Source organism: Mycobacterium sp., assembly GCF_004298145.1.
Lineage (GTDB): Bacteria > Actinomycetota > Actinomycetes > Mycobacteriales > Mycobacteriaceae > Mycobacterium.
This window is the reverse complement of sequence record NZ_SCRH01000040.1, coordinates 75795-97850: the sequence shown is the minus strand read 5'-3', so window position 1 is coordinate 97850 and position 22056 is coordinate 75795. Positions and strand designations below refer to the sequence as shown.

General features: G+C 67.2%; 24 protein-coding genes. 10 read left to right on the top strand and 14 right to left on the bottom strand.

The annotated features are described in order from the left end of the window. The first annotated feature begins 2 nt into the window (after positions 1–2). The 6 genes from EPN51_RS16680 to EPN51_RS16655 all read left to right on the top strand — a co-directional run bounded on the left by EPN51_RS16680 (position 3) and on the right by EPN51_RS16655 (position 5751). Positions 3–1544 carry a long-chain-fatty-acid--CoA ligase gene (locus tag EPN51_RS16680; protein WP_293044542.1) on the top strand — a complete coding sequence of 514 codons (1542 nt, stop codon included), beginning with the start codon at positions 3–5 and terminating at the stop codon, positions 1542–1544. Beyond that, positions 1544–2743, top strand: coding sequence for a TetR/AcrR family transcriptional regulator (locus tag EPN51_RS16675; RefSeq protein ID WP_293044540.1), 1200 nt, complete (start codon positions 1544–1546; stop codon positions 2741–2743). The genes EPN51_RS16680 and EPN51_RS16675 overlap by 1 nt, the downstream gene beginning before the upstream one ends. Before the next feature lie 311 nt (positions 2744–3054). Continuing rightward, entirely contained in the window at positions 3055–3906 is an 852-nt protein-coding gene (locus EPN51_RS16670; RefSeq protein ID WP_293044538.1) for an SDR family NAD(P)-dependent oxidoreductase, read from the top strand. Beyond that, positions 3903–5426 carry an aldehyde dehydrogenase family protein gene (locus EPN51_RS16665; RefSeq protein WP_293044536.1) on the top strand — a complete coding sequence of 508 codons (1524 nt, stop codon included), beginning with the start codon at positions 3903–3905 and terminating at the stop codon, positions 5424–5426. Before EPN51_RS16670 ends, EPN51_RS16665 begins: the two co-directional genes overlap by 4 nt. Positions 5427–5429: 3 nt before the next feature. Continuing rightward, positions 5430–5555 (top strand): hypothetical protein, encoded by a 126-nt coding sequence (locus EPN51_RS16660; RefSeq protein ID WP_293044534.1) that lies wholly within the window; start codon positions 5430–5432, stop codon positions 5553–5555. Next, the gene (locus tag EPN51_RS16655; RefSeq protein WP_293044532.1) at positions 5548–5751 is read left to right on the top strand and encodes a hypothetical protein; all 204 of its coding nucleotides are present in this window, start codon (positions 5548–5550) and stop codon (positions 5749–5751) included. Before EPN51_RS16660 ends, EPN51_RS16655 begins: the two co-directional genes overlap by 8 nt. 62 nt (positions 5752–5813) lie before the next feature. On the opposite strand, the gene EPN51_RS16650 is transcribed toward EPN51_RS16655, so the two are convergent. From EPN51_RS16650 to EPN51_RS16635, 4 genes are all read right to left on the bottom strand, one after another. After that, a complete protein-coding gene (locus tag EPN51_RS16650; RefSeq protein ID WP_293044530.1) occupies positions 5814–6026 on the bottom strand; it encodes a hypothetical protein in 213 nt (70 codons plus the stop codon). A 28-nt stretch (positions 6027–6054) separates the two neighbouring features. Further along, positions 6055–7458 carry an amidase gene (locus EPN51_RS16645; protein WP_293044528.1) on the bottom strand — a complete coding sequence of 468 codons (1404 nt, stop codon included), beginning with the start codon at positions 7456–7458 and terminating at the stop codon, positions 6055–6057. Between the two features lie 263 nt (positions 7459–7721). After that, the gene (locus EPN51_RS16640; protein ID WP_293044526.1) at positions 7722–9278 is read right to left on the bottom strand and encodes a long-chain-fatty-acid--CoA ligase; all 1557 of its coding nucleotides are present in this window, start codon (positions 9276–9278) and stop codon (positions 7722–7724) included. Positions 9279–9371: 93 nt separating this feature from the next. Continuing rightward, positions 9372–9983, bottom strand: a complete 612-nt coding sequence (locus tag EPN51_RS16635; RefSeq protein ID WP_293044524.1) for a hypothetical protein — start codon at positions 9981–9983, stop codon at positions 9372–9374. 147 nt (positions 9984–10130) lie between these two features. Between EPN51_RS16635 and EPN51_RS16630 the strand changes: the two genes are divergently transcribed. The 3 genes from EPN51_RS16630 (at position 10131) to EPN51_RS16620 (ending at position 12742) form a co-directional block, all read left to right on the top strand. Further along, on the top strand, positions 10131–10922 hold the full coding sequence (locus EPN51_RS16630; RefSeq protein WP_293044522.1) for an SDR family NAD(P)-dependent oxidoreductase: 792 nt from the start codon (positions 10131–10133) through the stop codon (positions 10920–10922). Between the two features lie 35 nt (positions 10923–10957). Then, entirely contained in the window at positions 10958–11899 is a 942-nt protein-coding gene (locus EPN51_RS16625) for a catalase family peroxidase (RefSeq protein ID WP_293044520.1), read from the top strand. Between the two features lie 72 nt (positions 11900–11971). Beyond that, entirely contained in the window at positions 11972–12742 is a 771-nt protein-coding gene (locus tag EPN51_RS16620) for a sulfite exporter TauE/SafE family protein (protein ID WP_293044561.1), read from the top strand. Between the two features lie 120 nt (positions 12743–12862). Here the strand turns inward: EPN51_RS16620 and EPN51_RS16615 are convergent, their stop codons facing one another. Further along, on the bottom strand, positions 12863–13258 hold the full coding sequence (locus tag EPN51_RS16615; RefSeq protein WP_293044560.1) for an anti-sigma factor antagonist: 396 nt from the start codon (positions 13256–13258) through the stop codon (positions 12863–12865). Positions 13259–13453: 195 nt separating this feature from the next. Here EPN51_RS16615 and EPN51_RS16610 point away from each other — a divergent pair, with 195 nt between their 5' ends. Then, complete coding sequence (locus EPN51_RS16610; protein WP_293044519.1) at positions 13454–14071, top strand: TetR/AcrR family transcriptional regulator; 618 nt, start codon at positions 13454–13456, stop codon at positions 14069–14071. Here EPN51_RS16610 and EPN51_RS16605 read toward each other — a convergent pair whose 3' ends face one another. Genes EPN51_RS16605 through EPN51_RS16565 form a run of 9 tightly spaced genes read right to left on the bottom strand, consistent with a single transcriptional unit; the run spans position 14072 to position 22049 of the window. After that, positions 14072–14737, bottom strand: coding sequence for a DedA family protein (locus tag EPN51_RS16605; RefSeq protein ID WP_293044518.1), 666 nt, complete (start codon positions 14735–14737; stop codon positions 14072–14074). 36 nt (positions 14738–14773) lie between these two features. Continuing rightward, complete coding sequence (locus EPN51_RS16600) at positions 14774–15583, bottom strand: SGNH/GDSL hydrolase family protein (protein WP_293044517.1); 810 nt, start codon at positions 15581–15583, stop codon at positions 14774–14776. A 17-nt stretch (positions 15584–15600) separates the two neighbouring features. Further along, positions 15601–16509: a CoA ester lyase gene (locus tag EPN51_RS16595; RefSeq protein ID WP_293044516.1), complete on the bottom strand. Its 909-nt coding sequence runs from the start codon at positions 16507–16509 to the stop codon at positions 15601–15603. A gap of 13 nt (positions 16510–16522) precedes the next feature. Next, positions 16523–17719: a CoA transferase gene (locus EPN51_RS16590; RefSeq protein WP_293044514.1), complete on the bottom strand. Its 1197-nt coding sequence runs from the start codon at positions 17717–17719 to the stop codon at positions 16523–16525. Beyond that, positions 17716–18504, bottom strand: coding sequence for an SDR family oxidoreductase (locus EPN51_RS16585; protein WP_293044513.1), 789 nt, complete (start codon positions 18502–18504; stop codon positions 17716–17718). The genes EPN51_RS16590 and EPN51_RS16585 overlap by 4 nt, the downstream gene beginning before the upstream one ends. A 42-nt stretch (positions 18505–18546) precedes the next feature. After that, entirely contained in the window at positions 18547–18882 is a 336-nt protein-coding gene (locus tag EPN51_RS16580; RefSeq protein WP_293044511.1) for a hypothetical protein, read from the bottom strand. After that, positions 18879–20177: an aromatic ring-hydroxylating dioxygenase subunit alpha gene (locus EPN51_RS16575; protein ID WP_293044509.1), complete on the bottom strand. Its 1299-nt coding sequence runs from the start codon at positions 20175–20177 to the stop codon at positions 18879–18881. The genes EPN51_RS16580 and EPN51_RS16575 overlap by 4 nt, the downstream gene beginning before the upstream one ends. After that, positions 20174–21067, bottom strand: a complete 894-nt coding sequence (locus EPN51_RS16570; RefSeq protein ID WP_293044507.1) for an enoyl-CoA hydratase/isomerase family protein — start codon at positions 21065–21067, stop codon at positions 20174–20176. The genes EPN51_RS16575 and EPN51_RS16570 overlap by 4 nt, the downstream gene beginning before the upstream one ends. A gap of 16 nt (positions 21068–21083) precedes the next feature. Continuing rightward, positions 21084–22049: a TIGR03621 family F420-dependent LLM class oxidoreductase gene (locus EPN51_RS16565; protein WP_293044505.1), complete on the bottom strand. Its 966-nt coding sequence runs from the start codon at positions 22047–22049 to the stop codon at positions 21084–21086. Positions 22050–22056: the final 7 nt, after the last annotated feature.

Sequence of the window (22056 nt, the reverse complement as noted above, 5' to 3'; positions counted from 1 at the left end):
GAATGTATCTAACGCAGTCACTGCATCGCATGCTGCAGCAATGCCCGGACACGACGTTGACGGTGTTCGGCGACCGCCAGTACACGGTGCGCCAGTCCACGGACCGCATCGCGCGGCTGGCCGGGGCGCTGCGGGCTCTCGGTGTTCACCGCGACGACCGGGTGGCGTATTTAGGCCTGAACTCCGACCGCTACCACGAATATCTCTACGCGGTGCCATGGGCCGACGCGGCGGTGAACCCGGTGAATATCCGCTGGAATCCGGCGGAAATCGCCTATTCGCTACAGGAATCCAAGACCACGGTGCTGTTCGTCGACGACGCGTTCGTCGCGGCCATCCCCGCGTTGCGCGCCGCGGGCGCCGAGCTGTCGACCATCGTCTACTGCGATGAGGGCGAGTGTCCTTTGGGGATGGTGGACTATGAATCGGCCCTCGCCGGCTCGCCGCCCGTCCCCGACGCACGACGCGGCGGGGATGCGCTGTTCGGCGTCTTCTACACCGGTGGCACGACCGGGCGGCCCAAGGGCGTGATGCTCAGCCACACCAACGTGATGACGTCGGCGCTGGGCAGCCTGGCCACCGGCCGGTTCGTCACGGACAAGGGCCGAGTCCTGCACGCCGCGCCGTTGTTTCACCTGGCGGCGATCGGCATGTGGATCGCCGCCAACGTCGCCGGGTCGACCCATGTGATGGTGCCGTCGTTCACCCCCGGTGGGGTGGCCAAGGTGATCGGCGACCATCGGATCACCGACCTTTTGCTGGTACCGACGATGATCCAGATGCTCATCGACCACCCGGACACCGGAGGGTGCGACCTGAGCTCGCTGCGCCAGCTCACCTACGGCGCCTCACCGATCCCCGAAGCCCTGATCGAGCGTGCCGTCAAGGCCTTTCCCACAGCGGGATTGGCGCAGGCCTATGGGATGACCGAACTGGCACCCGCGGCCACCTTCTTGCCGGCCTGCGACCATGCGAAGCCGGCGCTGCAACGATCCGCCGGCCGCGCGCTGCCCCACGTCGAAGTGCGGGTCGTCGACGCCGACGGCAACGAAGTGCCGACCGGCGACATCGGGGAAGTGGTAGTGCGTGGTGACAACGTCATGCTCGGTTACTGGAACCGGCCCAACGACACCGCGGCGACGGTTCGCGACGGCTGGATGCACACCGGCGACATGGCGCGGATGGATGAACAGGGTTACCTGTTCATCATCGACCGGATGAAGGACATGATCATCACCGGCGGCGAGAACGTTTATTCCGCAGAAGTCGAGAATGCCCTCGCCGGCCATCCCGCGGTCGCCGCCGCGGCGGTCATCGGGGTGCCCGACGATCGATGGGGCGAGCGGGTCCACGCCGTCGTCGTGCTGCGACTCGGCAGCGAGGCGACCGAAGAATCGCTACGCGAGCACTGCCGAGCGCTCATCGCCGGGTACAAGGTACCGCGCAGCATGGAATTCGTCAGCGACCTGCCGGTTTCCGGGGCTGGTAAGGTGCTCAAACGTGAGCTGCGCGAATGCTATCGGAGCCCTAGCGGCAACCGATAGTGAGTAACCCGCAGCAATCCCGGTCCAGCCCTCCCGCGCGGGGAACGCGGCCCCCTAATCGACGCCGGTTGATCATCGACGCGGCGGCCCGTCTGTTCTGCGACAAAGGATTCGGCAATGTCTCGATGAGTGACGTCGCCGACGCGGTGGCGGTCGGCCCATCGGCGTTGTACCGGCATTTCCGTGGCAAGCAGGCACTACTGGCAACGGTCATCGGAGACGCGCTCGGCGTCTTGGACGAGGCGTTGCAGGCAGCCGATGCCTCCGCCGACGTGGCTGCGGTGCTGGCCCGCATAGTGCTCGATCAGCGCACTGTCGGTGTGCTGTGGCGGCGCGAAGGCCGTCACCTGATGGCACAGGACCGCAAACGGCTGCACCAGGTCGCCCGGCGGATCGGCAAGCGGCTCGCCCAACATATTCGAAGTCGGCGACCCGGCCTGGATCCGGTGCAGGCTGACGTGCTGGCATGGTGTGCGCTGGGAATCGCTAATAGCGTTTCCTTCCATAGTCTTTCGGTTCCCGAGCCAGGATTTTCGACGCTTATGGCCGAGCTGATCGCGGTGCCGCTCAATGCCGGGGCCGAGTTGCGGGGGGCTGATGCCGGGGAGTCGCGCGTGGCCGGGGTCGCTCGTTCCCGACGCGAAGCGATTTTGTCCGCTGCTGCCGCGCTGTTCGCCGCGAAGGGCTTCTCCGGGGTCAGCGTCGACGACATCGGTGCCGCCGTCGGCATCGCCGGGCCCAGCGTCTATAACCACTTCGCCTCCAAGACCGACATCCTGGCGGCGGCGATGTTCCGTGGCAACGAATGGCTATGGATGGACTTCAACCGTGCCGTCGCCGATGCGCCCGATGCGGTCCAAGCCCTGCACCGCGTGGTGCTCAGCTACCAGCGCTTTGCCTTCCAGAACCCCGATATAGTCGAAATCCTGCTCACCGAGGGAGCGCATCTTTCGGCATCGGACAGCCGAAGCACCAGGAACGCCCAACGCGCCTACATCGACGAATGGGTCCACCTTGCACGCCAACTCCATTCCGGTTGGACGATCACCGAAGCACGCATCCGGGTGCAGGCGGCTCAAATCATGATCAACGACGTGGTCGTGATCCCGCGGTTGCGCACATTGCCCGGAGTCCAAGCGGTGGTGGCCGATATCGCGGTGGCTCTGCTGGCCGGACCGTTGGGTCCTGTACCGGCCTAGGAATCGGTCACCGAATACGGTTGGCGCAGCGTGGTTTTGCGAGCGCTACCAAAATTCCGCCATTCGGAAGCTGACATGGTGCGCGCGGCAGAGCTCTTCCCGCAAAACCGGTGTCGAGGAGATCGGCAAACGGTTGGACTGCAATGGCATCGCGGAATCCTACCGTGCCCACGGATCTGATGCGGTATTCGCATGTTCACTTAGCTCGGGTTTTAATGGCTTGACGACAAGCATTTCCCGGCCGTAGTCTCTTAACTTGAAGCTAGTGGCGATTCACTTATTCCGAGAGGGCGCGGATGGCGAACTGGAAGATGACGGATGTTCGCGGCAAGACCGTGGCCGTGACCGGGGGTGCCCGCGGCATTGGTCGGGCCAGTGCGGCCGCGTTCGCCGCATCCGGTGCCCGGGTGGTCATTGGCGATCTCGACGCCGAACTGGCGGAAAAGGCCGCCGCAGAAATCCGCAACGCCACCGGAGCTCAGGTTCTCGGATTAGCGCTAGACGTAACCGATCCACGCTCCTTCGGACGCTTCCTCGATGAGGCTGAGGCTGCGCTGGGGCCGTTGGATGTACTGGTGAACAACGCCGGCATCATGCCGACCGGCCTGTTCTTCGACGAGGACTTGGCAACCACCGATCGGATTATCGACGTCAACCTGCGCGGGGTGATCACCGGCTCGCGGGAGGCGGTGAACCGGCTGGTGCCCCGCCGCGGCGGGATCATCATCAACGTAGCGTCGCTGGCCGGGGTTAGGGGTTTCCCGGGGGTGGCGACCTACTGCGCCACCAAGCACGCGGTGCTCGGCTTCAGCGAGGCCCTGGCCGCAGAGATGCGCGCGCACGGCGTGGCCGTCATTGTGGTGCTGCCCGGCGTGGTGCGCACCGAGTTGTCTGCGGGCGCCTCGATGCCAGGATGGATGCGGCGGGTCTCGACCGTCGACCCCGACGACATCGCCGCCGCGATGCTACGGGCGTTGGGCCGCGGCAAGTTTCGCGTCACGGTGCCGGGCCGCCTGGGGGCATTGATTTTGGCGATGTCGCTGATGCCGGCGAGGCTGCGGCGTTGGGCGGACCGCATCGCCGGCAGCGATCGCGCATACGTCCAGGCCGATCCCATCGAGCGGGAACGGTACCGGCGCCGCATTTTCGGAGGCGAGGAATGACGGCTTCGCTGACCGTCACCTGCCCGGCGGACGGACGTGTAGTCGGCTCAATAGTCGACATGGATTCGGCCGCAGTTCGGCAGCGACTCGCAAGGTTGCGTGAAGCGCAGGTTGGCTGGGAGAAGATCGGCCCCCGCGCGCGTGCCCGGTGGCTGTCACGGTGGCGTGAGTGGCTCCTCGACCACCAGCAGTCACTCGCCGATGTCCTGCAATCTGAAACCGCGAAACCGCGCGCCGAGGCCGGTCTGGAGCCGCTGTTGGCGGCCGACATGATCAATTACTTCGCCGGGCATGCCGTGGAGTTCCTCCGCGATGGTGCCCGAAGGCCGCACGGCCCGCTTGGATTGACCAAGCGGCTGATGACCGTCTACCGGCCCTACCCAGTGGTGGGCGTGATCACCCCGTGGAATTTTCCCCTTGCGATGCCGGTCATGGATGCCGCACCCGCACTGGTCGCCGGTGCGGCGGTGGCGCTCAAACCGTCGGAGGTAACTCCACTTTCGGCGCTGGAATTGCAGCGCGGCTGGGCCGAGATCGGCGCGCCTGCGGTGTTCGACGTGCTCACCGGCGGCTCGAATGCCGGCGCTGCGGTCGTCGACCACGCCGACTTCATCCAATTCACCGGCGCCACCCGCACCGGTCGGGTCATCGCTGCGCGCGCCGCGTCGCGGCTGATTCCCTACAGCCTGGAACTGGGCGGCAAAGACCCGGCGATCGTGCTGGCCGACGCCGACATCGACCGCGCCGTCGAAGGCGTCATGTGGGGTGGGTTATTCAACGCCGGACAGGTCTGCGTGTCGATCGAACGTGTCTACGTGGAAGCACCCATCTACAACGAGTTCGTCACCCGTCTGGCCGAACGGATGCGCGAACTGCGGCAGGGTCCCGACGACCGGGACTGTCGTTTCGACATCGGACCGCTGGCCACCCCGGCGCAGCGCGACATCGTCGCGCACCATGTCGCCGACGCGATCGAGCGCGGCGCGACGGCTGCGGTTGGCGGTGCGCCGGGAGTCAGCGGAACGTTCTTCGAACCCACCGTTCTGGTCGACGTCGACCACTCGATGGCCTGTATGCGGGAAGAAACGTTCGGCCCGACCATCCCGGTCATGAAGGTTGGCGACGCCGATGAGGCGATCCATCTGGCTAACCAATCCAATTACGGTCTGTCCGCAACCATTTGGACTGCAAATGTCGCCCGCGGGGTCGAGCTGGCCCGCCGCCTCGAGGCTGGTGCGGTCAACGTCAACGACGCGATGTCCAACCTGTTCAACTTCACACTTCCCCATTCCGGGTGGAAGGAGTCCGGAGTCGGAGCGCGGTTCGGTGGAGCCGATGGCGTGCGCAAATACACTCGGCAGCAAGCGATCACGGTTCCCCGCGTGCAAGTGGCCGAACGCGAGTTGCTCTGGTATCCCTACACCGCGGAGCGACATAAGTTGGCCGTCCGGATACTGCGGCTGATCACCGGACGAGGTGTCGCCCGCATCCTGCCGGCGCGTCGCCGTCCGCGCGGTTGAGCCATGGATTTGAGGCTGCATCAGCAGCTGACTGATGACCACAGCCCGCTGCGCGAAGGCGCCGAGCGCACCCTCGGGCTGCTGCTGTCATTCATCACCCGAAACGACGACGAGGCGCACCGTGGCTGAGGTCGACGCCCGGATCGAGCAGCACCGCAACGAGGCACTGCGCTTGCTGGGAATCGCACTCGGCCAGGGCTCGTCCGCGTCACCTGTGGCGCAACGCAATCTGATTGCGGCGGCACAGGTGCACGCGGCACTTGCCGCGGCGGTTGCGCAGGACGCCACGTGCGCCGCGATCGACCACGCCAATCGGCGGCAGTGACTTGCCGGCACCGGCCGGTTCTCGCCCGGGGGCGCTAACGAACGCAATGCTGACCGTCCGAATCAGGGTGCCCAATCGGTGTGGGTCGTGTCGGCGGCGCGGAACCGGAGGGCCGGCTCGGCGTAGCGGGCCGCGGCGACGGAGTAAAGGGCGTCAATCAGAGCCCGGAAGGCGGGGTAGCCTGAGCACAGTACCGCGACCTCGTCGGGACCGGGCGATAGACCGGACGAGGTGAGCAGTGCGCGGACCGAGGTCTCACAGGCGGTCGTTTCCATCAATTTCCTCCCTTGGCCAAAAAGGCAGTTAGCCGGTAAAAGCGGGGGGTCGCCGCAAGTGCCAGCTTGTGTGCCTCTGATAGATTTCGCCGGCCCGCAGCGCGGTCGTGTCGTCAAACGGTCGAGCGGCGATCTGCATGGACAACGGCATCCCGACCGACGTGAATCCGATGGGGACCGCAAGCACGGGATTGCCCACGAAATTCCAGTAGACGGTGTTGACCAGCCCGGCCAGCCAGCTGACATCTTTGCAGCGTGAAACGAGCACCTCGTAGCTGGGCGCGCCACCCTTCAGCGTGGGGCAGGCGATCAGGTCGACCTCGGTGAACAGCTCGCGGAGGGCCTGCTGAGCAACGCGGCGGACGCGCTGTGCCTGGACGTAATCCGCGCCCGAGACAAATGCGCCAAGAGCGAGCATGGCGCGGGTCATGTCGGAATAGTCGAGCCAGCGGCGGCCCAGGTCGTCACGGTGGTAGGCGAGAGCCTCGGCCACCGTGGTCGCGATGCTCGCGGCGACCACCTCGGGGAAGTAGGGCAGCTGGGCCTCACGGACGTCCGCGCCCTGCGCGGCCAGCACTCCCGCGGCGGCCTCCAGAGCAGGCAGCAGCGCGGGGTCGGGCTGGTCGGAGAGCTGGTGCTCAGTCACCAGGCCGACTCGAAGACCGGCCAGATCCCCGGCATGACCCCGTGTGGTGAACGGCGCATCCACGCAGTCCGGGTCGCTCGGATGATGCCCCGCAATGGCTTCGAGCACGGCGGCGCAGTCCGCCGCGCTCCGCGCCAGCGGGCCGACGTGGTCCAGGCTGTAGCCGAGCGGCACGCAACCGGACTTGGGCACCCGGCCGAAGGTCGGCATCAGGCCGCTCACTCCGCAAAAGCCCGCGGGTATCCGGATGCTGCCAAGGGTGTCGGTGCCGATCGCCGCGTAGAACAGGCCCGCGGCGACGCCGGCGCCCGACCCGGAGCTTGACCCGCCCGGCCAGGTCGCGGTGTCCCAGGGGTTGCGCGGGACAGGGAACGGTTTATCAGGATCGGTCAGCCCGAGGGCAAATTCCATCGTGGAGGTCTTGCCGGTGATTACCGCGCCGGCGCGCTTGAGCCGGGCGACGACCGGTGCGTCCCGTCCGGCGCCCCAGGCGGGATCCAAGACCAGGCTCTGCGCGGTGGTGGGACCTTCGGCCATCGCGACGATATCCTTGATGCCGCAAGGAATCCCGTGCAGAGAGCCGCGGTCCACCCCGCCCGCCAGTTCGGCATCGGCAGCCGCGGCCGCGGCCATCGCGTACTCGTCGAATCTGGCCAGATACACACCGAGGACGCCGTCCAGCTTCTCCGCGCGTGCGATGGCCGCTTCGGTGAGCGCGACCGAGGTTACGGCACCAGAGCGCAAAGCCACCGCCGCCTCGGTCAGGGTGCTTGGGAGGTCATTCAACGCCGTGGCTCCTCAGGTTTGTACTCGCACCCGGCGCTCGCCCGGCATGACAGGCATTTGCGATTCCCGCTCGTCATGCCGTCTCCCCGGAGGTAGTAAGTGAATCACTCATAGTCTATGAACAGACGATAATATCGAGGAAGAATAACCGTCAAGGGATAATTAGATGTTTAAGTGAACACGCAGTTACGCTCGTTCAAGGAACGCCGCTCACCCGATTGGGTGCATCCGGAACTGCGCGTCGAGGGCCGGCTGTAACGCGCTCATATCCTGCGCGTTCGACCTCGCCAAAACGGTTCCCGCAGCTGTGTTTTCAGGATCTTCCCGCTCGCGTTGCGGGGCAGTTCCGACACGAAATCCACGGTGCGCGGGCATTTGAAGCCCGCCAGTTGCTGTCGACAGAAGTCGATGATGTCGGCGGGATCGACCTCGTCGCCGGCCACCACGATCGCCTTGACCGACTCTCCCCAGAAGTCGTCGGGCACCCCGATCACCGCGGCGTCGGCGACGGCGGGATGTTCGATGAGCACGCTTTCCACCTCGGGGCCGTACACGTTCTCGCCGCCGGTGATGATCATGTCCTTCAGCCGGTCTTCGATGTAGACGTAGTCGTCGGCGTCGAGGCGTCCGACGTCCCCGGTGCGCACCCAGTCGTCGGTGATCGTCTCGGCCGTCGCCTCCGGGCGGTTGAGGTAGCCACTCATGTTCTGGTTGCTGCGCACCCACACCTCGCCGGACTCCCCGGGCGGCAACTGAGCGCCGGTCTCGGGATCGACGATCCGAATCTCGCAGCCCAGCACCGCCTTTCCGGCCGAGAGCTGCAACCCGGGGCGCGTCGCATCGCGGTGATCGGTGTCGGACAGGGCCGTGACCGCGCCGCACAGCTCCGTCTGCCCGTACACCTGCACGAATTTCGTGTCCGGCCACGTCGACAGCGCCCGATGCAGCAACGGCAGCGGCATCGGCGCAGCCCCATAGACGATGTGGCGCAGGCCGGCGATGGTGGCGGTCGCCGCCTCACCCGCGTCCAGGAACCGGGCGATCACCGGCGGCACGAAGAACGCGTGGGTGGCGCCGGCGCGCACGGCGCCGATCAGCGTCGCGGCGTCCGGTTCCCGGGTCATGATCGTGGGCGCCCCGGCCCGGATGCCGAACAGCGCGTAGCCGATCCCGCCGACGTGAAACAGCGGCATCGCAACGAGATTCGCGTCCCCGTCGGCGAACGGAAATGCCGGCGCCAAGTTGGCCGAGTGGTTGACCAGCGCGCGCTGGCTGAGCAGCACGCCTTTCGGGCGGCCGGTGGTGCCCGAGCTGTAGATCACCAACGCGGTCTCGTCCGCATCGAGGCCCGCGTCGGCCGGCGCCGGTGACGCTGCGGCGAGCAATGATTCGTATTCGTCGCCGATTTCGATGATGCGCTCCAGGCCGGGTACTCGCTCGGCGGCCGCCGCGGCCGCGGCGCGCAGCTCGGCGCCGACCAGCAGTACGCGGGCACCGCTGTCGGTGAGGACGTGGACGAGTTCGTCGCCGATCACCCGCCAGTTGACGACGGTGGTGGCCACGCCGATGGATGCTCCGGCGATCAGCACTTCGAGGCAGGCGGGGTGATTCTTGTCCAGGAAGGCCACGCACTGGCCGCGCTCGATCCCGGCGTCGCGCAGCGCCCCTGCCGCGCGACGGATACGCGAGCTCCAGTCGGCCCAGGACCACTGGCGTTCGCCGTAGTGAATCGCGATCGCGTCGGGCCGCTGCTGGGCGTGTCGCTCGACGATGCCGGCGAGCGTCTCCGTCGTGGTGGCCTTGGTGTCGGCTGGTCGCATGAACCCCTCCGCGTTCGGTCTGTTCCAGTTTGTAATACGCGGTCGGTGCTGCGCACACGACGCCGACCCTCGCGAGCGTCGGCGGTCAGGGTCTCATTGCATGGAGCTGATCATCATTCCGCCGTCGCCGGCGGCTTGGGTGGTCGCATTACCGCCTTGCCGGAAGTCGATGAACGCCGAGCGGCCGTTCGAGGTGTTGAGCAGCTCGGTGAACGTGCCGATCACCGGAATCGTGCCTTGCGGGTTCACCACGTTGGCCGTGTAGTTGACGGACGCTTCCTGCTGAAAGTTGGGTCCCTGCAGCGGCTTGGTCTCCGGCGGGGTCAAGCGATTCACCTCGGTCAAGATGGCCGATGCGCCGCGGGTGAACTGGTCGATGTCGGATGACAGAACCGCGGCGGCGTCGGTGCCGCCGGCTTGTTTGACCGTGATCCGCATCTGGGCGCTGGTGTCGGCGTTGTTCAGCGCCACCCAGTTGGGGCCGCGGTTTCCCAGCGTCCAGCCGGGCGCCGGCGTTACCGAGACGCCCTGCGCGATGGCGATCGCGTCGCCGGAAGTCAGAACCACCCCGGTCGTTGGTCCGGCCCCGGCCAGGACGACCGCCGCGGCCACGGTGGCCACGGCCGCGCTCAGCGTCCCGAACCGCCAACCGGCCGGGTGTGCCGAGGCGGGGACAGCGGACGCCTGCGGCCGGGTCGATGTCATCGTTGTTCCTAACTCTCTCGGGCGGAGCGGCATTCGAGCTCGGTCCCATCGTCCTCCGGCAACAGCGGCAAAGTCCAAGGTGGGTTCGCCATGTGTGTCACCATGACTGGGCCGCCGCCCGACCTACCCACCCGACAAGGATCCGACATGGTGAAGCCCGACCGCGCCCGCTCCCGCACCTTCGTCGTGACCGGTGCCGCCTCCGGAATCGGGCTGGCCACCGCGCGGCGGTTGTTGGCCGAGGGCGGCAGCGTCGTCGGCGCCGACCTGGCCGGCCCGCCCGACGACCTGGGCCCGCGGTTCACCTTCGTGCCCGCCGACGTGACCGACGAAGCCGCGATCGCCGCGGTGCTCGCCGCCGTGCCGGGCCGCCTCGACGGTCTCTTCCACGCGGCCGGTGTCGCCGGGGGAGGCCCGGTGCATTTGCTCGACCGTGCCGAATGGGACCGGGTGATCGAGATCAACCTCACCGGCACCTTCCTGGTCGCCAAGGCGGCCCTGGCCCGGATGATCGAACAGCCCCGGGCCGACGGTGAACGGGGCTCGATCGTGACGGTCGCCAGCGTCGAAGGCCTGGAAGGCACCGCCGGCGGCAGCTCGTACAACGCGGCCAAGGGCGGTGTCGTGCTGCTCACCAAGAACATCGCGCTCGACTACGGGCCGAGCGGTATCCGGGCGAACGTCATCTGCCCCGGCTTCATCGAAACACCGATGGCGCACAGCGTTTTCAGCATTCCCGGCATGGAGGGGCCGCTCGCCTCGATCACCAAGGAGCATGCGCTGCGGCGATTGGGGCAGCCCGAGGAGATCGCTTCCATGGCGGCCTTCCTGCTGTCTCCCGACGCCTCGTTCGTCAGCGGTCAGGCCATCGCCGTCGACGGCGGCTATACGGCCGGTCGCGATCACGGTGTCGTCGAACTCTTCGGCTTTCCCACCTGATACCACCGGGATTCAAATGCTACTAAGATTCGTCCATGAGCGGTCGACTTACTCCTGACCAAGCGATCGAGGCGATTCGAGGCGCCGGCGGCGCCCAGCCCGGCTGTCGCGCATTGCACGCGAAGGGCACGCTGTATCGCGGCACGTTCACCGCAACCCCCGACGCGGTGATGCTCTCGCGCGCAAGGTATCTCGATGGTTCGCCCGTCCCGGCACTGATCCGCTTCTCCAACGGATCGGGCAACCCCAAGCAGCGCGACGGCCAGCCGGGCGTGCGCGGGATGGCGGTGAAGTTCACCCTGCCCGACGGCTCCACCACCGACGTCTCGACGCAGACCGCCCGGCTCTTCGTCTCCAGCACGCCGTACGGCTTCATCGACCTGCTCAAGGCGATGCGGCCCGGCCTGACGACGCCGCTGCGCATGGCCAAACACCTGCTCACCCATCCTGGGCTGCTGGGCGCGTTACCCGTACTGCGGGAGGCCAACCGGATCCCGGCCAGCTATGCCACCACCGAATACCACGGGCTGCACGCGTTCCGCTGGGTCGCCGCCGACGACAGCGCCAGATTCGTTCGCTACCACCTGGTTCCGGCCGCGGCCGAGGACTACCTGTCGGGGTCGGACGCCCACGGCAAGGACCCGGACTTCCTCACCGACGAGCTGACGACACGGTTGGAGGGCGGCCCGGTGCGGTTCGCCTTCCGGGTGCAGATCGCCGGGCCCACCGACTCCACGGTGGACCCGTCGTCGGCCTGGCAGAGCACCCAGATCGTCACCGTGGGCACCCTGGAGGTCACCGGTCTGGACACCGAGCGCGAGCACGGCGACGACATCGTGGTGTTCGACCCGATGCGTGTGACGGTGGGCATCGAACCCTCCGACGATCCGGTGCTGCACTTTCGGACCCTGGTGTATTCGGCGTCGGTCAAGCTGCGTGCCGGGGTAGAGCGCGGCGCCGAGGCTCCGCCCGCCTGATCGCGGCGAGCAGTCGCGTTCGGGACGAAATCGGCGGCAGGCTAAGGTTTTTCTTCGGTGTCGCCGTTTCAGATGTTCCTCATATGCCTGGCCGGGCTGGCCGCCGGGGCGATCAACGCGCTGGTCGGATCCGGCACCCTGATCACCTTCCCGACGCTGGTCGCGCTCGGCTTTCCGCCGGTGACGGCCACCATGTCGAACGCGACGGGCTTGGTCGCCGGCAGCGTATCGGCCACCTGGGGTTATCGCGCCGAGTTGAGCGGTCAACGGGATCGGTTGCGCTGGCAGGTTCCGGCTTCGCTGGCCGGTGCGACGCTGGGCGCCTTCCTGCTGTTGCATCTGCCGGAAAAGGTGTTCGCCGAGATCGTGCCGGTGCTGTTGGCGTTGGCGTTGGCATTGGTGGTGATCGGGCCGCGGATCCAGGCGTGGACCGCCCGGCGCGCCGAGCAGGCGGGCCGGGCGCCCGAGCATGTCACACCGGGGCGGATGGCCACGCTGGTGCTGGGCACATTCGCCGTCGGTGTCTACGGCGGCTATTTCACCGCCGCCCAGGGCATTTTGCTGGTCGGCCTGATGGGTGCGTTGCTGCCGGAGTCGGTGCAGCGCATGAACGCGGCTAAAAACCTGTTGGCTCTGGTGGTGAATGTGGTTGCGGCGGTTGCCTATACGTCGGCGGCGTTCGATCGTATCAGCTGGCCGGCGGCCGGGCTGATCGCGGCCGGCTCCCTGGTCGGTGGGCTGCTCGGGGCGCGGTATGGGCGGCGGCTGTCGGGTAATGCGTTACGCGCCGTCATCGTGGTCGTCGGCGTGATCGGGCTGTATCGACTGCTCGCGGTGTCCTGACGAGAGTTCTTGTACGGCAAAGAGACTCAACTCAGTATGGCCGCGGCGACTTCGGCGATGACGTCCATCACCTCGACGCGACTGCGGTGTCCTGAGGGGACGGCTCGCCGTGTCGTGTGATTACCAGCGCGCGGCCGCACAGAGCGCGGAGTCGACGGTGGGGTAGATCGGCAGCGCACGACTGAGCCCGCACGCGTCGACGATGCGAGCGACGATCGGCTCGCAGCTCACCAGCCGCAGATCGATGCCGCGTTCCCGGCAGCGGTTGGCCTCGTCGGCGAGCGCCGCGAACGCGCAGCAAGCCATGAACTCGAGCCCGGTGACGTCGACCACGAACGGGCCGGGCGCGGTGACGACGGCGGCCGCCTCGCTGACCAGGTGGCGCCAGGTGTGCTCGTTGCACGCGTCGACCTCGCCCCCCGCATAGATCAGCACCGCCGGGCCGCTGCGATCGGCGGTTGCCCGCAGCGTGCTGTTCGGATCGCCCAGCTCATAGACCAGCTTGGTGCTCAGCATGAGATGAGTGGTGGGCAATTGTTCCGCAATGGCTGAGTTCACGATGGACCCCCTGATCGACCGGCGTCCGAGACGCCGCGACGGATGCCCGTCCTATTGTCTGAAGACAGACTTTTCGCGGATGCGAATCTCATTTGTATAACGAGACAGGGCGGTCTGTCTATGGGTCCCGGCCTAAGAGTACGGTAAGGCCCGATGACAACTTCCGATGTCGGAACGCCCGCCGTGTCGGCGCGTGAACGCGTGCTGACCGCCGCATATGAGCTGTTCAGCCGCCGTGGCATTCGCGCCGTGGGCACCGACGAGGTGATCGCGCGGGCCAGCGTCGCCAGGGCGACGCTGTACCGCCATTTCGCCACCAAGAACGATCTCGTGCTGGCCGTGCTGGAGCGTCGCGAGGAGCTCTGGACGCACGGTTTGATCGAGGAGCAGTCGCGGCGGCGCGGCACCGGCCCCGAGGAACAGTTGCTGGCGATCTTCGACGTCATGCACGACTGGTTCCAGCTCCGCGACGGATACGAAGGCTGCTCGTTCATCAACGTGCTGCTCGAGTTCGGACCGGATCACCCGGCCGGACGGGCCTGCATCACGCACATCGACCGGGTCCGAGACATCGTGCGCCGCCGCGCGATTGCGGCGGGCTTGACCGACGTCGAGGACTTCGCCTCGTCCTGGCACATCCTGATGAAGGGCGCCATCGTTCTCGCCGCCATCGGGGACCTCGACGCGGCGCTGCGCGCCCGCAGGATGGCCCGCGCCCTGATCGCCGAACACCGGCCGCCGTTGGTGGCCGACACGGGCGAGGCCGTGTAGTCAGACCGTGTCGGGCGTGCTGATGCCGGCCTTGCGGCGATGCTCGGCCTCCAATTCCGCGATCGCCTGTGATGTGCGCCCGCGCAACAGGATTGCGCCCGTGACACCGGCTACGACGGCGAGCACCAGCCCGATCCAGGAGAACCGCTGCAACCAGCGTTCGGCCGCGATTCCCGCGAAGTACACCAATGCGGTCGTGCCGCCCGCCCAGCAGATGGCGCCCGAAACGTTGGCCGTCAGGAATCGCGGGTAGTGCATTTTCAGGGCACCCGCCAGCGGCCCGGCCAAAATCCGCAGCAGCGCGATGAAGCGGCCCAAGAAGACGGCCCGGGCGCCCCACCGGTTGAACAACTTTTCGGCAAGCGCGACGTGCCCGGGACCGAAATGCTTTGGGAACCGCCGGCCAAGCCGGTCGAACAGCGGCATGCCGAAGCGGCGCCCGATCGTGTAACCGATCGAATCTCCGACCACCGCGCCGATCACCGCGGCGACACCGACCCCGATCGGATTGACCGCCAGGTCATGATGCGACGACATCAGCGCCGCGGTGACCAACACGATCTCGCCCGGCAGCGGAATGCCCAGGCTCTCGATCCCGACCACACCGCCTACCACCAGGTAGACCGCGAGCGGCGGAATCGAGTGCAGCAAGGGCTCCACATCCATGCGTCAAGGATGCCTGACCGGCGCACGATCCGCGCGTCAAGGTGTGCGTTTCAATTCGCTTGGGGCGCCCAAACCTTCCAATCGCGGGCGTTTGGGTTCGAGCCCGTCATACGACGAGAGGCCGCGCAGCCGCCGCCAGATCCACGGGACGAAACTCTCCTGCGCCCAGCGCCACTGCTCGTAGGTGCCGGCGACAAGGGAACGCCGGGTGGGGTTGACACCGGACCGCGCCCAATCATGGTTGCTGTCAGGCAGATTGAGGGCTTCGGCGGCCGCGGCCGCGAACAACATGTGTCCCCTGGTCGAGGCGTGCACCCGGTCGATGGCCCAGGTGTCCAACTCGCGCATCGAGGGCGCGTCGTACAGGTCGACAAGCCGGAACCCGTAGCGCTGGGTGGCCGCCCTGATCGCCGCGTTGATGCGGGTGAGCCGCCCGGCCACCAGCCGTCCGAGCGGCAGGAACTGCGCGACATTCGGAAAGGTCGTCGTCACCACCGTGGCCCCCGATCGGGCCAGCGCGGCGTAGATGTCATCGAGGTCGATCAGGGCGGGGCCGAACGACCGCCCGGGCTGGATGACATCGTTCATCCCCGCGCACACGGTGATCAGATCCGGCTGCATCGCCAGGGCCCGCGGAACCTGCTCGGTGAGCACGTGGCCGATCCGCTTACCGCGGATGGCCAGGTTGGCGTATTGCAGGCCGGGGTAGAGCGAATCGACGCGCACGGCGAGGCGGTCAGCGAATCCGAGCAGGCCGATGGCGTCGTCACCGTCCCACAAGCCCTCGGTCTGGCTGTCGCCGATCGCGACGTAACGGTGGTATCCGATACGAACGGCCCCGCTCACGAAGCCGAGGATAATGGCTAACGCACGGCGCGGCGCAGCACGTTCTCGGCATGGCGAAGCAGCGCGGCGTCGACCAGTTTGCCGTCGCGGCCAACGGCGCCGAGACCCTGTGTTTCGGCAAGACGGTAGTCCGCGATCAGCCGGTGCGCCTCGGCGACCTCGGCGTCGGTGGGGGTGAACACGTCGTGCGCGATCGGCACCTGATCGGGGTGAATCGACCACTTCCCGTCGAAGCCCAGCACGCTTGCCGCCGTAGCCGCGCGGCGGTAGCCGTCGGCGTCCCGGTAGCCGGGGTATGGCGCGTCGATCGCCGCAATCCCGGCGGCCCGCGCCGCGGCCAACACCTGTACGCGCACGGCGTGCCAGTGGTCGCCCGGGTAGTCCCCCCGCGGCTGGAAGTTCCCGTCGACCCGGCTACGCAGCGAGGCCGACAGGTCGCCGGCACCGAAGATGAGTGCGTCGAGCCTCGGGCTGGACCGGGCGATCTGCTGGGCATTGAGCAGCCCCTCGGCTTCCTCGATCAACGCTTCGAGCGCGATGGGGCGCGTGAGGTCGAGCTGCGCCTCCAACTGCGAGAGCAGAACGTCGACCCACCACACCTCGCGGGCGGTGAGCACTTTCGGCACGATGATGACGTCGAGCGCGTCGCGCGCACCGGTCACGACGTCGACGATGTCGCCGTGGCACCACGGCGTGCCGAGTCCGTTGATGCGAATCGCCCGAATGGTGGTGCCCCAGTCGAGTTCGGTGAGCGCCGCGACGGCAGTGGCCCGGGCGGACTCCTTCGCGGCGGGCGCGCATGCGTCCTCCAGATCGAGGAACACGAGATCGGCGCCCGCCCTGGCGGCCACCTCGCACATGTGCTCGTTGCTGGCAGGGGTGGCGAGCTCGCTGCGGCGGGGCCGATTGCGGGTGGGCGTCGTCATGGTGCTCCCGTCATCAGATGGTGCCCGCCGCGGCCAGCGCGGCGAGGCGGTCGGCGTCCAGGCCCAGCATCGTCGAGTACACGGCGACGTTGTCGGCACCCAGTGGACGGCCCAGATGATGGACACAGCCTGGGGTTTCGCTGAGCACGGCGACCGGTGATTGCACGGTCATGGCACCGAGGTCGGGGTCGTCGACGGTGAGCCAGGTACCGCGGGCCCGCAGGTGTTCGTCGGCGAGTAACTGCGCGGCGTCGTAGACCGCCGCGGCCGCCACCCCTTCGGCGTGGAAGACCATCATGACGTCGTCGAGCGGCTTGCCGCGGACCCACTCGGCGACCAGGCCGTCGATCTCCTCCGAACGGGCCTGGCGCGCAACGGGTTCGACGTATTCCGCTCGGATCGCCAAGTCGGGCCGGCCGATCGCGCGGTACACATTGACGGCGATGCTCGACGCGGCACTCGAGATGGCCACCCAGCGGTCGTCGGCGGTGCGGTAGGCGTTACGCGGCGCGCTCGCGTCGGCCCTGTTGCCCTTCCTTCGTTCGACGACACCCAATTGGTCGTAGGCGAGTGTGGACTGCTCGACCAGCCTGGCAAGCGGTTCAATGAGGCTGACGTCCACCAGTTGGCCCGGTGCGCCGTGGACGTCGCGGTGATACAGCGCCATCATCACCGCGTACGTCGCCGCGAGCGCGGTGACGCCGTCGGCGAGCATGAAGGGCGGCAGCGTCGGTGGGCCGTCGGGCTGCCCCGTGATGTGGGCGAATCCGCTCATCGCCTCGGCGAGCGTGCCGAAGCCGGGTCGGTCGCTGGCGGGGCCGCCCGCACCAAATCCGGTGACGTGCAACATCACCAGCTTCGGGTGCCGCGCGTGTACCGCGGCGAAGTCCAGCCCCCAGGTGGCCAGCGTGCTCGGTCGCGTGTTGATGACGAACACGTCGCTGACCGTCAGCAGTTCGTGCAGGAGCTCGCGTCCCGGGTCCTGTCGCAGATCCAGGGTGACGCATTTCTTGTTGCGGCTCAAGCTCTTCCAGATCAGGCCGATGTCTTCTCGGCGAGCACCCCAGGTGCGCAGCGGGTCTCCCACACCCGGTTGCTCTACCTTGACGACCTCGGCGCCGTACTCGCCGAGGTGGGTGGCGGCCAACGGGCCCGCGGCCAGAGTCGCGGCATCGATGACACGTAGCCCGGCCAGGGGAGGGGTGGTCATTTCTGCTGCGGCTGCAAGCGGTCGATGTCGGGCATCCACGGGCCGCTCGCGGCGTAGCCGCCGTCGACGGCGAGGACGGCACCGGTCACGAAGGACGATTCGCCGCTCGCGAGGAAGAGCGCGGCCGACGCGAGTTCGGCGGGCCGGCCCCAGCGCGCCATCGGAGTGGGGAGGTACGAACCGTCCGGAATCGCGTCGGTGGGCGCGGCGCCCGCCAGGCCCGTGTAGGTCATCCCCGGGCAGATCGCGTTGATGCGAATGCCCTCCTTCGCGTAGTCGAGTGCCGCCGATTTCGTCAACTGGACGACGGCCGCTTTGGCGGCGGCATACGTGGCGAGCCCCTTCCATCCCACGAGCGCGGACGCCGACGCGGTGTTGACGATCGAACCTCCGCCGGACCGCAGCATCGCCGGAATGGCGTACTTCATTCCGAGAAACGTTCCCCTGAGGTTCACCGCGATGAGGTTGTCGAACATCTCCTCCTCGACGTCGGCCAACCGCAGGTGCGGGCCACCCGCGCCGGCGTTGTTCATCAGCACGTCGAGCTTGCCGAACCGTTGGGTCGCGGTGTCCACTATGCGTTTCACGTCGTCGCCGCGGGTGACGTCGACGTGCACGGGCACCGCGGCTGCGCCGATCGACGCCGCGACGTCGTCTTCGCGACCGCTGATGTCGGCGCACACCACGTTGGCCCCCTGCGCCGCGAACAGATGTGCCGCCGCCCAACCGATGCCGGAACCCGCGCCGGTCACGATCGCGACCTTGCCCTGAAGTGGTCGTGTCATCTCGTCCCTTCGCGATCTGTTTCGATCGTCGACCTCACGCGGTCAGAGCGCCGGTTCGGTGACCATGTCGAAGAAGGCCGCGCCGGAGTCGGGGATGCGGTTTTGCTTGAAGATGTTGACCGCGTAGGAGACCAGGATCATCGAGTACAGCAGGTGCATCAGCCGTGTCGCCTCCGGGCCGAGCCGGTCGATGTCGAGCGTGTCGAGGTGGGCGATGGCGCGTTCGGCGTGCGGGGCGATGGTGTCGTAGAAGGCGACCAGGTCGGCGTAGGGTCGGTCGAGCCGGGCGGCGTAGCGTTGCGCGCGGGTGGGTAGCGCCCATTGCTCGACCAGCGGCTCGAGCTCGGAGAATCCTTCGGGCAGTTGGCCTTCGGTCATGGGTGCTCCTCCGTGGCTTGGTGTGCGGCGACCGTGTCTCGGATGACGGTGTGGAACTGGCGGATCAGCAGTTCCTGGTCGCTGAGGTGAAAGGTGTTCTGCGCCCGGGTGCGCAGCGCCGAGTGCGTGGCCTCGATGGTGTTGACATCCTGCATCGCGAACTCGATGGTGCTGTCCACCACGACCTCTTGGGCCAGCCGTTCGTGGGCGTTGGCGGGTGGCACGAAGTAGAGGTCGATCTCGTAGATGTGGGTGTCGACGGTTTCGGGCCAGTAGGTGTAGGTGATGTAGTAGTTGCGGGCCCAGATCTGGATGGAGATGTTGGGGAAGATCCAAAACTGGTCGTTGCCCCACGACGCGATGTTGCCGCGGTTGAGAAAGCTTGGCGGAGAGCCGATGTCGGGCACGTCATCGGGCCCGAAGAGCCCGGCGCGGAACAGCTTGTAGACCCACCGCTGGTCCTGGCGCGCCTTTCCGGCGGTGCCCGGTTCCCGCGGCGGCAGGATCGGCGGCCCGGGCACCGAGGTCAGCATGTGCGGCCGGAACAGGTCGTAGTGATACGAGTCGACGGGCGGCACCATCTTCTCGGCCTTCGCGACGTCGGGGTCGATGAAGCGGCCGTGCACGTAGGGCGGGTGGTACCACTCGCACACCGAGTCCACGGCGAGCTTCCAGTTGCCCTTGATCTGGGTGGAGAACCCGTAGCGCTGGGTCATCAGGTGGAACGGGTAGACCTCCATGCCCAGCAGGCCCTCACCGAGGAAGGTGCGCAGCGGTTCCGGGTCCTCGGCGAGGTTGACGAAGATGAACCCGGCCCACACCTCGCAATGCGCCGGCGGCATCCGCAGTTTGCTCTTGTCGAGGTCGAAGAATTCCTCTTCGTTGGTGATGTGGTTGACCACGCCGTCGAGGCCGTAGCGCCAGCCGTGGTACTTGCAGGAGAAGGCGCGGCAGCTGCCCGACGACTCCTTCTGCGGATGTTCCTGCCAGACCACTTTGTTCCCGCGGTGCGCGCACACGTTGTGGAAGGCGTGCACGTTGTCGTCCAGATCGCGGGTGATGACGATCGAGGCCAGCCGGCCGGGAAGCTCGCGGGTGAAGTAGGAACCCTTGCGCGGCAACCGTTCCATGCGTCCGACACACAGCCAGCTGCGCTCGAACACGGCCTTGCGTTCGGCCGCGAAGAATTCCTCGGAGATCGAGTCCTCGTAGCTCACCGGCGCGGTGCCCAACTCCGGATAATCCGGCGTGAACTTACCCCGCCCCGTCGCCAGCTTCTGCTGAATACCCGTCATGATTGCGCTCCTTCGGTGGCATGTCCGTTGGACGGCGTGGTCCAGGGCTCCTGGTCCCACGGCCGGTCGAGCGGTTCCATCTCCCCGCCGAACGGGAAGAACGCGCGCTGCGCGTAGGTTTCGCGCGCCAGGCCGTGCCCGAGTTCGTCGATGAACGCGCGCTTGAGCGGGTTGGTGAACAACTGCCGCGAATACCGCAGCGTCAACGGGGGGCGCTTGACCAGCTCCCGCGCCAATTCCCAAGCGCGGTCCAGCAATTGGTCCTTGGGCAACACCTCGTTGACGACTCCCCACTCTTTGGCCTCCTGGGCGCCGAGTTTCTTCCCGGTGAGCAGGAAATAGCGGGCGCGGGTATGGCCGGCCAGGAAGCTCCAGATGACGTGCTGCCCGTCGCCGGGAACCTGGCCCCGCGGGAAGTGCGACGCGTCCTGGAAGTAGGCGTCCTCGGCGGCGAGCACGATGTCGCCCATGAGCGGTACCTCGGAGTGCATGTTGCAGGGGCCGTTGACCGCGCTGATCATGGGCACGTCGACGTCGAGCACATTGAAGACGAGATGGCGTGCGTACCATGCCTTCTCGTCGAGCTTGACCAGCCCGCGGGTGCCGGGCATCAGCAGGTACTCGGGATTGGTCACCGGATCGCCGTTGGGCATCCGTCCCCAGTCGGCGTTGTAGTTGGCGCCGGTGCCGGTGTGGATCAGCACCTTGATCTCACGGTCGCCGGCGACGTCGGCGAACGCATCGGACATGTCGTCGTGCGCCTGCCAGCTCCACACCAGGCTGTCGCCGTTCGTGTGGCATTGCATGAAGAGTATGCCGTCCCCGGTCAACTCGAATTTGTAGTTGGCGTACCGGTTTTGGTACTCGGTGAACCTGGTTCGCTTCGCCACGGGGTTCCTTTCGTCGTTACGTTCCGCTCAACTGCGCCACAATGGGCGCGAACTTCTCGGCTTGGGCCTGCTGCACGGTCACGTAGTTGGCGCCGTAGGTCTCGCGGCGTTCCTGCAGAGTTTCGGCAACGGCCCCGGCGGAGCCGACGAGCACGTTGGGGTGGTCGCGCAGCACGTCGGCCGCGATGCCCGTTCGCGAGGAGATTCGCTCGTACGCCGCCTCGACGTCGGCGGAAATCACGACAAAATACGGGGAGCTCTCGATGTCGAGATCACCGATGCGAGCGCCCGCGGCGTCGGCGACGTACTCGAACCGGCGCGCCGCGGCTTCCTGCGGTGTCAGCCCGTCGTCATCGCGTGGGACGAAGGGCACGGTGTTGATGCTCACGATGTCGGCCTCGCGGCCGGCATATGTCAGGATCCGGGGACCGCCGCCGCCGATCATGATGGGGGGATGCGGCCGCTGGACCGGGAGCGGGGTTCCCTTGTAGCCGTTGACGTTCACGAAGTCTCCGGCTTGGTCGATCTCGCGGTCGGCGCAGTGCGCCTTGACGAGGGCGACGACCTCCTCGAGCTTGGCGATGCGCCGGCCGGGGGTATCGAACCTCAGGCCCATCGCCTCGTACTCGATACGGCTCCACCCCGCCCCGATGCCGAATTCCAGCCGACCATCGGACAGCAGGTCGAGCGTGGCGGCCTCCTTGGCCAGCACCGCGGGCACGTGATAGTCGATGCAGAACACCCGGCAGCCGACGCGCAGCCGCGTGGTGTGCGCGGCGGCCGCGGCGATCGCGGCGATGGGTGCGAGGTCCTGACGCGGCGTGCGCGCGTTCACCTGCGCCGGTCCCGGGCCGAGGTAGTGATCGGCCAGGGAAAGCGTAGAATAGCCGAGATCCTCGGTGCGGCAGGCGAATTCGCGCCACTCACGCGCGCCGGCGGCGTTGGTGGCCTGGATCGCGAAGCGGAAGGGTCGCCTGTCCACGGATCGT

What these genes read in the sequence shown, in the direction of transcription:
- EPN51_RS16620 (WP_293044561.1), top strand. Translation starts at nt 11,972, where the DNA reads ATGTTCCTCATATGCCTGGCCGGGCTGGCCGCCGGGGCGATCAACGCG.
- EPN51_RS16635 (WP_293044524.1), bottom strand. Translation starts at nt 9,983, where the DNA reads ATGACATCGACCCGGCCGCAGGCGTCCGCTGTCCCCGCCTCGGCACAC.
- EPN51_RS16670 (WP_293044538.1), top strand. Translation starts at nt 3,055, where the DNA reads ATGACGGATGTTCGCGGCAAGACCGTGGCCGTGACCGGGGGTGCCCGC.
- EPN51_RS16625 (WP_293044520.1), top strand. Translation starts at nt 10,958, where the DNA reads ATGAGCGGTCGACTTACTCCTGACCAAGCGATCGAGGCGATTCGAGGC.
- EPN51_RS16660 (WP_293044534.1), top strand. Translation starts at nt 5,430, where the DNA reads ATGGATTTGAGGCTGCATCAGCAGCTGACTGATGACCACAGCCCGCTG.
- EPN51_RS16610 (WP_293044519.1), top strand. Translation starts at nt 13,454, where the DNA reads ATGACAACTTCCGATGTCGGAACGCCCGCCGTGTCGGCGCGTGAACGC.
- EPN51_RS16640 (WP_293044526.1), bottom strand. Translation starts at nt 9,278, where the DNA reads ATGCGACCAGCCGACACCAAGGCCACCACGACGGAGACGCTCGCCGGC.
- EPN51_RS16575 (WP_293044509.1), bottom strand. Translation starts at nt 20,177, where the DNA reads ATGACGGGTATTCAGCAGAAGCTGGCGACGGGGCGGGGTAAGTTCACG.
- EPN51_RS16580 (WP_293044511.1), bottom strand. Translation starts at nt 18,882, where the DNA reads ATGACCGAAGGCCAACTGCCCGAAGGATTCTCCGAGCTCGAGCCGCTG.
- EPN51_RS16585 (WP_293044513.1), bottom strand. Translation starts at nt 18,504, where the DNA reads ATGACACGACCACTTCAGGGCAAGGTCGCGATCGTGACCGGCGCGGGT.
- EPN51_RS16595 (WP_293044516.1), bottom strand. Translation starts at nt 16,509, where the DNA reads ATGACGACGCCCACCCGCAATCGGCCCCGCCGCAGCGAGCTCGCCACC.
- EPN51_RS16590 (WP_293044514.1), bottom strand. Translation starts at nt 17,719, where the DNA reads ATGACCACCCCTCCCCTGGCCGGGCTACGTGTCATCGATGCCGCGACT.
- EPN51_RS16665 (WP_293044536.1), top strand. Translation starts at nt 3,903, where the DNA reads ATGACGGCTTCGCTGACCGTCACCTGCCCGGCGGACGGACGTGTAGTC.
- EPN51_RS16630 (WP_293044522.1), top strand. Translation starts at nt 10,131, where the DNA reads ATGGTGAAGCCCGACCGCGCCCGCTCCCGCACCTTCGTCGTGACCGGT.
- EPN51_RS16615 (WP_293044560.1), bottom strand. Translation starts at nt 13,258, where the DNA reads ATGCTGAGCACCAAGCTGGTCTATGAGCTGGGCGATCCGAACAGCACG.
- EPN51_RS16680 (WP_293044542.1), top strand. Translation starts at nt 3, where the DNA reads ATGTATCTAACGCAGTCACTGCATCGCATGCTGCAGCAATGCCCGGAC.
- EPN51_RS16605 (WP_293044518.1), bottom strand. Translation starts at nt 14,737, where the DNA reads ATGGATGTGGAGCCCTTGCTGCACTCGATTCCGCCGCTCGCGGTCTAC.
- EPN51_RS16650 (WP_293044530.1), bottom strand. Translation starts at nt 6,026, where the DNA reads ATGGAAACGACCGCCTGTGAGACCTCGGTCCGCGCACTGCTCACCTCG.